This is a genomic window from Pontibacter sp. CAU 1760 (assembly GCF_054482735.1).
Genome location: NZ_JBTLRL010000022.1, coordinates 31,476 through 41,975, shown reverse-complemented (window position 1 = coordinate 41,975; position 10,500 = coordinate 31,476). Strand labels below are relative to the sequence as shown.

General features: G+C 45.5%; 8 protein-coding genes and 1 pseudogene. 7 read left to right on the top strand and 2 right to left on the bottom strand.

What is annotated here, in order from left to right; all coding sequences use genetic code 11:
• The first annotated feature begins 697 nt into the window (after positions 1 to 697).
• Both ACXYMU_RS20270 and ACXYMU_RS20265 read left to right on the top strand, forming a co-directional pair.
• On the top strand, positions 698 to 1,516 hold the full coding sequence (locus ACXYMU_RS20270) for a hypothetical protein (protein ID WP_458988250.1): 819 nt from the start codon (positions 698 to 700) through the stop codon (positions 1,514 to 1,516).
• 12 nt (positions 1,517 to 1,528) lie between these two features.
• Entirely contained in the window at positions 1,529 to 2,017 is a 489-nt protein-coding gene (locus ACXYMU_RS20265; RefSeq protein WP_458988249.1) for a hypothetical protein, read from the top strand.
• A 453-nt stretch (positions 2,018 to 2,470) separates the two neighbouring features.
• Here the strand turns inward: ACXYMU_RS20265 and ACXYMU_RS20260 are convergent.
• Positions 2,471 to 2,772: pseudogene (locus ACXYMU_RS20260) on the bottom strand (IS1 family transposase).
• An 868-nt stretch (positions 2,773 to 3,640) separates the two neighbouring features.
• Between ACXYMU_RS20260 and ACXYMU_RS20255 the strand changes: the two are divergent.
• The 5 genes from ACXYMU_RS20255 (at position 3,641) to ACXYMU_RS20235 (ending at position 9,100) form a co-directional block, all read left to right on the top strand.
• Positions 3,641 to 4,063, top strand: coding sequence for a tellurite resistance TerB family protein (locus tag ACXYMU_RS20255; RefSeq protein ID WP_458988248.1), 423 nt, complete (start codon positions 3,641 to 3,643; stop codon positions 4,061 to 4,063).
• Positions 4,064 to 4,065: 2 nt separating this feature from the next.
• On the top strand, positions 4,066 to 5,319 hold the full coding sequence (locus ACXYMU_RS20250) for a hypothetical protein (RefSeq protein WP_458988247.1): 1,254 nt from the start codon (positions 4,066 to 4,068) through the stop codon (positions 5,317 to 5,319).
• Positions 5,309 to 6,202, top strand: coding sequence for a hypothetical protein (locus tag ACXYMU_RS20245; protein ID WP_458988246.1), 894 nt, complete (start codon positions 5,309 to 5,311; stop codon positions 6,200 to 6,202). The genes ACXYMU_RS20250 and ACXYMU_RS20245 overlap by 11 nt, the downstream gene beginning before the upstream one ends.
• A 342-nt stretch (positions 6,203 to 6,544) precedes the next feature.
• Positions 6,545 to 6,829, top strand: a complete 285-nt coding sequence (locus tag ACXYMU_RS20240) for a hypothetical protein (protein ID WP_458988245.1) — start codon at positions 6,545 to 6,547, stop codon at positions 6,827 to 6,829.
• 84 nt (positions 6,830 to 6,913) lie between these two features.
• On the top strand, positions 6,914 to 9,100 hold the full coding sequence (locus ACXYMU_RS20235) for a TonB-dependent receptor (protein ID WP_458988244.1): 2,187 nt from the start codon (positions 6,914 to 6,916) through the stop codon (positions 9,098 to 9,100).
• Positions 9,101 to 9,388: 288 nt separating this feature from the next.
• Here the strand turns inward: ACXYMU_RS20235 and ACXYMU_RS20230 are convergent, their stop codons facing one another.
• On the bottom strand, positions 9,389 to 10,477 hold the full coding sequence (locus tag ACXYMU_RS20230) for a glycoside hydrolase family 43 protein (RefSeq protein WP_458988243.1): 1,089 nt from the start codon (positions 10,475 to 10,477) through the stop codon (positions 9,389 to 9,391).
• Positions 10,478 to 10,500: the final 23 nt, after the last annotated feature.

The following is a 10,500-nucleotide window of genomic DNA, read 5'->3' as shown; positions in this document are numbered from 1 at the left end:
GCTGCACGCAAGACGCTTGAGCAAAGACTATGAGAAAAACAGAGTCAATGCCCAAAGCATGCTTTATTTGGCCATGATAGCTGTTATGTTAAAAAGATTTAAATAGGTTTTAAAACAGCTTCTGATGAGAATGTAGTTTTTTTTTTTGTAATCATACCTGACAACGCACTTTCTGTAATTGAAAAGCCAGGCGAAGAACCGCTCTACTTTCCATCTTCTTTTGCAGGGCCTGAGCTTTCTTCCGTCTTGCGTCTTCTTCTTGTCCTGTTGTGCCTGTGCGGGGAAATCAGTTGGATGCCCTGCTGCTTTAGCCGCTCTGGCGGTTTATCTATGAATCTTTTCCTCCAGCACCTGCTCCACTAGGCTTATCTCGTGGGGAGCACGCAACCAGTATAATATATCACTTGGCATTACATATCATGAACTTTACTAATTAAAATTAAAATAATACTACTTTTTAGCATTACCGAAGTACAATAGAAGGAGTGTATTGTTCCACGGCTGAAGACTACAATACTATAACTTGCAAATACTTATACATATATAAGTAAGAAGTAAAAGTAGTGCCTTTGTACTTTTCGATACTCATTATCCCCTTCTTTGGCAGACACAGTGAATACATGTGCCTGGCGCGGCTCTGCCGCTGCAACCTGGATTAGCTGAATAAGCTTTCATACACACTTAGAACCCCAATACTATGAAACAAACCTTATGGAGTAGGTTACTGCTCTTTTTCGCTCTAACCGTCGTGTCTATGTCCTGCGACAGGGACGATATTTATCTCCCGCCTAGCTACAATCATCCGAACGGGAGTTGCTTGGTAACAGAATCTACTGATGATATTATGGGATTTAGCTATGTCTTTACCTATAACGCTCAAGGAGATCCTGTTACGGCAACTAACACCATAATTACTTATGACAGTAGGGACAGGCTAATCAAAGCGGATTACAGTGCCGGCGCCACCAGCTACTACCGCGAGTTCAGGTACAGTGACAGAAGCTATCTGCCCTCCTCCTCGCGGCTTTATTACCAGGGGGACCTTGTCCAGACGGAGCTGTACTCCTATGAGAGGGGAAGGTTGGCGGAGATTGACAAAACCGGTGTGTTTCAGTCAGTGCACTTCAACCGCGTCTACCGGATTACCTACAACGGGAACGGGAATGTAAAAACGATTACACAGTCCGACCAGGAAGAGCCCCTCTACGAAGGCATTAGTTACGATAATAAGCCGAACATCTTCGGGGGAAATCAATGGCTCAAGTATCTCATGTTTGCAAGTGAGTCGGGCTATTTCCTCTACCAATACCAACTGCTGAGCGCCAACAACCCCACGCAGTGGACTCTGAACAATGAAGACGGCGGCTTGAAGTTTACAGCCTCATCTTCCTATGAGTACAACGAAGAAGGATACGCCGCCAAAAACACCACCTTGCTTCAGGCCCCCAATATCGGGGGGGACGGTGTCGATGAACTTACGGGTACGCAGATAAACACGTTCAATTGCGAAGATTAAAGTTTAACGGTTATGAGAACAGTATTGGTAATGTGCGCAAGCCTGCTTGCCGGTATGACCGGCTGCATTGATGATACGCATGAATACAATCCAGGCTACGGTTTCGCGGAACGGTTGCTGGCCGGGGAGAGCGAAAAGGAGTGGCTTGATTTCTACCGGTCCGGCCTTCGTGGGGACGGTACTGTTTTTGCCATCACCATCCCTTGCTATGTAGACGACCTATGGGTGTTCAGGAGGGATGGGACCTTTGAGTGGAACGAGGGGGCAAGCAAATGCAACGAGGCAGACCCCTATGTGTACAGCAGCGGCAACTGGAGGCTTAGCAGTGACAGCAAGTACATCGAGTTCAGCAATGTTGCGGGAGATCCAAGCATTAGAAAGAGCTTTAAGTTCGAGGTGGTGGAGTTGACTGATGAAAAACTTTCGGTAAGGATACCGGCGAAGGAATTGTTTGTTTCCACCACCAACATTGAGCAAAGGCACACGTTGTTCGCTGAGTAGGAATTTTCGGTTTGTGCTTTCTTTGCTCTCCTGGAGCGGGTGTTTTTTGGAGTCGCACCTCACTAGTCAGTGTAGTGCGGAGTAGAGCCGATACCCCTATTACGAAATCCTATATCGCTGAGAAGAAGGCTGCAAGAGAGCCTGAGGCGGGCACATAGCTGCCCATCGTAGTCTCCATCGCCGATGCCTCCAACTACTGCGGGGAAAACAGAATTCCCGGCCGGTACCCTGTATTTCCTGATACAAAATAAAGGACCTCCATTGCACAAGAGACATAGCCCTTGTGATCCTATAGTTGCATGAGTGCCCCCACGTTACCTTCCCACCGGAATTTGAATATAAATTTTATACTTCCGGTGGGAAGATGATATAAATGTTTTATTTTTTGGCTGTGGTCTATAATGTATGATGATTTCGGTAATAGAATATTAGCTTCATAGCATTGTAGTGGCTCTACTCTATTTTGGAGAAGCAGGCAGTTTTCCTCACGAGACTTCTGTTTCTTGTCCTCAGGGCACAGGTTCACCCCTTCAATGTTTTTGGTGTAGGCTCTGCCTATCCGATGCTCTCCTGGGGTAGCACTTTGGTGAAAGCCAGCCAGTCATCTGTTAATAACCTGCTGATCTCCAGCGCTTACACTGCTTGCCGCAGCCCCGGTACAGGAAGTTCTGCTTGCCCGTGTGCTTTACCCCGTTTTTGACTATTTTCATACTGTGGCAGTAGGGGCAGTTTATCCGGATAGTTATCTCGCACATAACTTCCTGTAAACACCTTTGCTGTCATGAATATTCCAGCTTCATACATTGTAGACCACAACCAAATTTTTTTATTTTAAAGTTAAGTGATTTTCATTTCTGGAGTTTTCCCTCAAAATGGAAGTCTTATCAGAGCGTAGGTCTACAATATTAAGTAAAATACTATCATCCTTTGCTCCTCTCGTTTCTCTCTTGAAAGAAACCCTAAAATAAGGCATTCACGCTATTGGATCTTCGCTTTAGTTCTCTTACTGCATTATTGCGCCCAACCTCTGTATTGATTTTTAAATACTTGTACTCCTTTGCTTCTTTATCCAAAACATCAGAAAATTCTTTTCCTTAAGAATGGGCAAAACAGTAAATGTCTCTGGGTATAGTAAAGTCGCAACGGTTAACACTGAAGAGTACTTTGAGTAATGATTATGAGCCAGCCAATTCTAAAAAAACTAGTCAACAAAGATTGCTCTATGACATTTTAGCGACTAGAACAGCATTCAATTTACTACAGTATCTCTTCTGAAATGAGCATTAACATACCTTAGCTAAATAAATAAACATTTAAAAGTAGGTATAACTAAGTTTTTCAACACAAGAAAATACATAGCACTTTATTTATGATAAAAATAAATATAAAACTAAAAAATATTAGGTTATATAGATATTATCATTAAATTAGAACAATTTAATGATGTTATTTACAATAAATTAATTACTCTACTCTTATTTATTTTTAGATTCATAATCTTAAGAGTAAGGGAATTTTATAAAAACAAAGCCATCAACACTTTTTTCTATACAATCATTCTTTTCCCTTAAAAATAGAATTCCATTTTTCAAGTAGATTATGTTTAATCATTTACAACCTTAAATGAAAGTTATGCAAACAAATACACTTAATATTGAACTGAAAAGCCACTTTTTAAATCTGTATTTCCTAGCTCTATCAGATACACAAATTGATAGTCAGGAGCTTGAAATGCTGTTTCAGTTAGGACAGAACAGAGGTATCGACAAGGAAGAAATTGAAAGAATTATTCTTCATCCAGATAGCGTAAGATTCACTATTCCGAAGGACACATTAACTAAAATCGAATACCTATATGACTATGTAACCATGATTCTAGCTGATGGAAAAATTGACGAGCAAGAAGAGTTAACGCTTAAAAAGTTCTGCATTAAGTTTGGTTTCGATGAGCAAAATATACCTGCAATTATGCAATTTCTAATTCAGGAAGCGATCAACGGAACAGATAAGAATACAATAATTGAACAAGTTAAACAAACTTTATAGGCATGGTTAAATTATTTAAAGGAATGTTCGACAGTCCTGTACCAACTGAAACAGTAGACCAATCGCCTTCTTATCAGGATTTTGTTCTAGTAGACTGGTATGATGAGGGTAAATCAAAAGCTCAGAACCATGGTGCTTCAGAAGCAGGCTTGATAACCTGTATAGGCAAGATCTATCATAACCATAAGGAAATCTTACGCAAAGATGAGATTGAACAAGAAAAAGCGAAACAGCCTTACAGAGTAAAGTTGAAGGAATACATGATGAAGAATGAGGTGTTCCATCATCGGCTTGAAAAGATCAAAAATGTAGAGGTTCCGAAAATAGAAGAGAAAATTGAAAATCTGCAGGAAGAAATACGTGAAGTAAGAAAGAACCCAGAGCAGTTTATTGGAGATAAGGTGGGTAAGGCAGGCTTTATTGTAGGTGTTACCATTCTTATTTTTCTAACAGTTTATCTTTTCATCTTTTATAGCTCTGCTTCTTTTTCGGCATTTTTCAAAGAGTTTTCGGTAGGTGAACTGGGAGTAGTAAATTCTATATTTGACCCAAAAGCACTTACTACGGCATATCAGGATGGCTTCACAGAGTTAATTCTAATATTAACCATTCCATTTGTATTTCTGGGTCTGGGATACCTAATCCACAAATTTCAAGAAGTAAAAGGTTGGGGCAAATACCCAAAAATAGCAATGCTGGTCGCGGTAACTTTTATTTTTGACTGCATCTTGGCTTATGAGATTACAGAAAAGATTTACAACATAAAAGCTGAGAATAGTTTTGACGATGTTCCTGTTTATACTGTGTCTATGGCCTTACAGTCTGTTAATTTTTGGCTTATCATCTTTGCAGGATTTGTGGTGTACCTTATATGGGGATTCGTGTTTGATTTTGTGATGGAAGCTTATGGTAAGTTGGATCAACTGAGCGTAATTGTTAACGCAAAGAAAGAAGAAATAGCAAAGAAAGAAGAGCAGGTGCAAAAGCTAGATGACGAATCAGACAAACTTAATTACCTAATGGGGACAAATAACACTGAGATAGAAAAGCTCAAAACAATACTGGAGCACTCCGAGATCATTAAGCCAAAGGAGTTAGAGCACTCACTAATGCGCTTCCTAGATGGATGGCTGGAGTTCCTGAACTTCAATAATCGGGGTGAAGCTGATCGTAAGAATGCACACAACCTAGTATCTGAATTTATCAATGTAAATGTTAGACCTGTAGAAGCATTAACTAAAGAGCATGAAAAATAAAATTACATTAATATTGCTAGCTTTCATTCTGTACAGTTGTGGTGGCGATGTTGAACAAACCGAGACATCTGTTACTCCCACCGCAAGTACAACTCAGCCAGAGATGCTGAACATCAGTATCATTTTAGATCTTTCGGACAGGGTAATTCAGCCGATGCAACCAAGCCAGAGTGAAAGAGATATTCAAATAGTTAATAAAATAACGGAGATTTTTAAAGCTAATATGAAGGCAAAAGGAGCTTATCAGGCCAATGATAAAATCAGGGTCTTATTTGCCCCTGCTCCTACAGACCCAAATGTAAATAATATTGCAAACAAGCTTTCTGTTGATTTATCTAAGTTAGATAATAAAAGAAAAAAGGAAGTTTACGATAATATCAGTTCTGATTTTGAAGAAGGTTTGAAAGAAATATATGCTCAATCAATAAATACAAAGAATTGGATTGGTTCTGATGTATGGCGCTTCTTTAAGTATGATGCGAAGGACTTAAGTATTGATCCAGACCCTCAATACAGGAATGTTTTAGTAATTGTAACAGATGGTTACTTATATCATTCTCAATCTAAAGACAGGCAAGAAAATAAAACAGCCTTTATCACTGCCAATTTTTTTGAAAATGAAGGTTTTAGAAACAGTTCTAATTGGAAGGACAAATTTGAAAAAGGAAATTACGGTTTGATCCATTCCGGCGAAACATTTGAAAACCTGGATATACTTGTACTAGAGATTAATCCATCACCTACAAATAAAAACGATGAGGATATAATTCGTGCTTATTTAGGCAAATGGTTTGATGAAATGAAAATAGAAAACAAAGTTTTCTACAATACCGATCTACCAGCTAACACAGAAAAACGAATAGAAAACTTCTTTAAAAACTAAATAAAATATTTACTCACTCTTTTGCCTGAAGTATTTAAGAATAAATCAATGATTGAAGTTAATAAACAAAATTTAGAGATTAAACACTCTACTTGCTACGAATAGTCTGTAATTTCCACTACTTGACCTGACACTATTGCTAATCTTTGTAGCAGCAGTGTCAGGTTAATTTTTTTTTCATTCTCTCCATGGTTTAGTGAACGGCATATTCATGTCAGTCCAGCATACCCTGGAGTTCTAGTCAGGCGCAAAACAGCACATGCCAAGCCGAGGGAATCCACGTGCTGTTTTGCGCCTTAGTAGGCATACTGTTACCTTTGCGTCGTGAAAGGTTTAAGCGTCATGTTAGCAGTATTGGTAGCCGTGCTCTCGGTGATGCCCTGCTGTGCTGACGCGGGCTGCGACGTAGCTGAGGTGGCCACTGAGCAACGCGATAGCCACGAGGATGGGGCAGCGGCTTGCTCTCCCTTCTATAGCTGCGCTGCCTGCGTTGGCTTCACCATAGCCAATCCTCAAATCGGACTAGCTTCTTTTTTGATAAAGCCGGTCAGTCAAGTTCCGGCTTATACCCTATACCTCATCCCGCACCCGCTGTACGCCATCTGGCAACCGCCTAAGATAGCCTAATGTTCCTCTCCGTGGCAATGCCACAATGCTTGCAGCACAATGTGTGCCTGCACGTAATTTCTATACCGCATTAGACTATTTAAAATGAAAAAATACATGTTTCTGCTGCTCCTACTCCTGGGCAGCACGCTGGCCTACAGCCAGCACACGCTCAATGCCATCGTCCGGGATGGTGAAACCAGGCAGCCCTTGATCGGGGCCACCGCATCCGTGGCTGGCACCGCCATTGGAGCACCCACAGATGCCACCGGGGCCGTTGCACTCACGGGTATCCCCGCAGGCCGTCAAGTCATCCGATTTAGTTATGTAGGCTACCAGGACCAGATCGACACGCTTACCTTCCCCCTTTCGCAGGCAGCGCCACTGCTTGTGTTGCTGCAGCAGGACGGCGAAGCACTGGAAGAAGTAGTAATCTCCACCACCCGAAGCAGCCGCACCATCGAGGACATTCCCACCCGTGTGGAAGCCATCACTTTAGAAGAGCTGGGTGAGAAGGCCAACATGAAACCGGGCGACATCCGGATGCTGCTCAGCGAGAGTACCGGCATCCAGACACAGCAGACCTCTGCCACTAGCGCCAGCGCCAACATCCGGATTCAGGGCCTGGATGGTCGTTATACCCAGATCTTACAGGATGGCTTTCCCCTTTACTCCGGGTTCTCCAGCGGGTTAAGCATCATGCAGATCCCACCGCTCAACCTATACCAAGTGGAGGTCATTAAGGGCAGTTCTTCCACACTTTACGGTGGCGGGGCGATTGCCGGGCTAGTAAACCTGATTACCAAAAAGCCTGCCGAGGAAAGAGAACTTTCCCTGATGGCGAACCTGACCAGTGCCAATGGGCTAGACCTAAGCGGCTTCTACGGCAAAAAGCTGGGCAAATTTGGTGTCACCGTGTTTGCCTCCCGTAATACCAACCAGGCCTATGACCCTGCCGACATAGGCTTCTCGGCTATCCCCGATTTTGAGCGCTATACCCTGAACCCCAGGCTGTACTTTTACCCGAGCGAGCGCACGCAGCTATACCTTGGCGTAAACGCCACACAGGAGAAACGCCTGGGAGGAGATCTGCGCTACATCGATGGGGAGGAAGGCGATTTCTACTTTGAGCGAAACGACACCAAGCGTTATTCCACGCAATTCAGCTTAGAGCACACACTGGCTGATTCCGCTATCCTGTCTGTGAAAAACAGCGTCAGCTTTTTTAGCCGGGATATCCTGGTGCCTGCCTATGACTTTCACGGAAAGCAGGTTTCCAGCTTCAGCGAGGTGGCTTACAGCCAGAACAATGAGAAGTCGGACTGGGTGGTCGGCGCCAACCTCTGGACGGACAGCTTCACGGAACAGGAGCCGGATGCCCTTGGTGCACGGGACTACAACAATACCATTCTCGGTGCCTTTGCCCAGAACACGTTCACGCCAGCAGACTGGTTTGTACTCGAAACCGGCCTGCGGACTGACTACGTGAACCCGAAAAGGGGCATGAAGGTAGCGGGGCTGTTCGTGCTGCCGCGTGTCTCGGCACTGTTCAGGATCACAGACCGCCTGTCATCCCGCATCGGGGGCGGCATGGGCTACAAAACGCCCACCATTTTTACGCAGGAGGCGGAGAACGTTACCTTTCAGAACATCCTGCCGCTAAACGCCCAACTAACCAAAGTGGAAACCTCCATAGGCGGGAACGCCGACATCAACTACAGCACCCTGATTGGGGAAGACGTCACGTTCAGCATCAACCACATGTTCTTTTACACCTACCTTAACAACCCGCTCATCCTCACCCTCCGACCAGACAACCTCTATGCGTTCCGGAACGCCAGCGGGTATGTGGACACCAAGGGCGTGGAGACAAACATGAAGTTTGGGTATGAATGGGTGAAGCTATTCCTTGGCTATACCTATACCGATGCCAGGCAGCACTACAACCAAGCAGTGAACGACATGCCGCTTACGCCAAAGCACCGGGTGAACACGGTGCTGATGCTGGAAAAGGAGGACAACTTCCGCATTGGGCTGGAAGCCTATTATTTCTCCCCTCAGCGGCTCACCGACGGCAGCATAGGCCAGGATTACTGGATAAACGGGGTGATGATCGAGAAGATGTTCGAGCGCTTCTCCCTGTTCCTCAACTTCGAGAACATTTTTGATACAAGGCAAAGCAGGTTCGGCAGCATTTACACCGGCAGTATGCGAACCCCGGAGTTCAGCGAAATCTATGCCCCCGTAGACGGCAGGGTCATCAACGGGGGTATAAAGCTGAACCTGCTGTAATATGAAGTCAGGAATTTAAGGCTTGCTATCTTTAAGCAATCGCTTCCCATAGCTGTTCCCTTGCGCTATACCGGGTAGGGGCTGCCGGGAAAACTGGTAAAACGGTGCTTTGACAGAAAACGAAATGCCTGTGTTTTATACCATTATTAACTGAATATTGCGCATAAAGATGTTCTAAAGAACCCACCCCTGCCCCTCCAAGGAGGGGAATCCGCAGATAGGTAAAATGCCATGCGCGTGAACCAACTGATAGTGGTATTAAATGCAAGTAATTGTCGGAAGTCAACGCTAGTCTTCCTGCCCCGAGGGCACCGGTAGGGGCGCACCAGCCGGAATGGGCTCTCCGAAATAAGGGGAGCCATTCGCTGTCCAGGTGAACTTCTGCGCCCTGATATTGCGGTCCCAACCTGGCGTTTCGCTCTTTTTAGAGTGGTACAAAACCCAGTGCTCCGTGCCATCAGGGGAGGTGGTGAAGCTGCAGTGGCCCACCCCCAGCACCTGGTCGGTTCCCTCAAAAACGGGCCCAGTCTTTTCCCAGTTCCGGGCATCCATCGGGTTGCGCAGCGTATCGGAGAGGGTGAGCTGCCCCAGCCGGTACTCCTTCAGCCAGGATTCCCGGGTCGAGTAGATGAGAAATACCTTATCGCCGTGCTTGAGCACCTGTGGCCCCTCGTTCAGGTCCAGCGGGCCGCCTGCCTCCCAAGGCTCTTGGGGGGAGGAGATCAGGGCCCTGTTGCTGCTGATGGTCCAGGGGTTGCTCATGGTGGCCATGTAAAGGTACTGCTTTGTCTTGTCTGTCTCCGCCGCCTGCTCCCAGCCCGACCAAATGGCGTACAACTGTCCGTTGAGTTGCAGCGGCGTCAGGTCAATGGCCCAGATGGCGGCGGATGCAGCATCCCCGATGCTGTCGCCGGTATAAAGCATGCCCTTGTCTGTATAAGGCCCAAAGGGGTCATCCCCCTCCGACTCCAGCACACCCGAGCGCTGGTACAGGAAGGGTGCTCCCTCCTTTTTGGCGGCTGCGTAGTAGATGTACCACTTACCGTTGAGGAAATGCAACTCTGGCGCCCATACATTGCTCTTGTTCCAGCCTGTCTCCGGGGTGGTCCATACCCTCACCTTCTCGCCCGGCGCTGTCAGTTTCTCTGACTTAGAGACGTAAATGCCGCCATTGCCCACACTGCAGAAATAATACAGCCTGTCTTTTTTGAAGACCCAGGGGTCGGCACCCTCGGCGATAGGGTTCGTGAAGTACGCTTCCGCTGCGGCCAGCTGTTCACTCTCCTGCTCTGCTGCCGGCGATACAGCGGTGGTACAACCCGCCAGCAGGAGTGGGTAGCAAAGCAGCCCTAGCAGCGTTTTCAATCTTTTTTTCATGTTGCGGTCATCAGCAGTATCCA

Excerpts from the sequence above, each read along its gene's own strand:
- ACXYMU_RS20270 (WP_458988250.1), top strand. The coding sequence starts at position 698 with ATGAAACAAACCTTATGGAGTAGGTTACTGCTCTTTTTCGCTCTAACC.
- ACXYMU_RS20245 (WP_458988246.1), top strand. The coding sequence starts at position 5,309 with ATGAAAAATAAAATTACATTAATATTGCTAGCTTTCATTCTGTACAGT.
- ACXYMU_RS20255 (WP_458988248.1), top strand. The coding sequence starts at position 3,641 with ATGAAAGTTATGCAAACAAATACACTTAATATTGAACTGAAAAGCCAC.
- ACXYMU_RS20235 (WP_458988244.1), top strand. The coding sequence starts at position 6,914 with ATGAAAAAATACATGTTTCTGCTGCTCCTACTCCTGGGCAGCACGCTG.
- ACXYMU_RS20265 (WP_458988249.1), top strand. The coding sequence starts at position 1,529 with ATGAGAACAGTATTGGTAATGTGCGCAAGCCTGCTTGCCGGTATGACC.
- ACXYMU_RS20250 (WP_458988247.1), top strand. The coding sequence starts at position 4,066 with ATGGTTAAATTATTTAAAGGAATGTTCGACAGTCCTGTACCAACTGAA.
- ACXYMU_RS20230 (WP_458988243.1), bottom strand. The coding sequence starts at position 10,477 with ATGAAAAAAAGATTGAAAACGCTGCTAGGGCTGCTTTGCTACCCACTC.
- ACXYMU_RS20240 (WP_458988245.1), top strand. The coding sequence starts at position 6,545 with ATGTTAGCAGTATTGGTAGCCGTGCTCTCGGTGATGCCCTGCTGTGCT.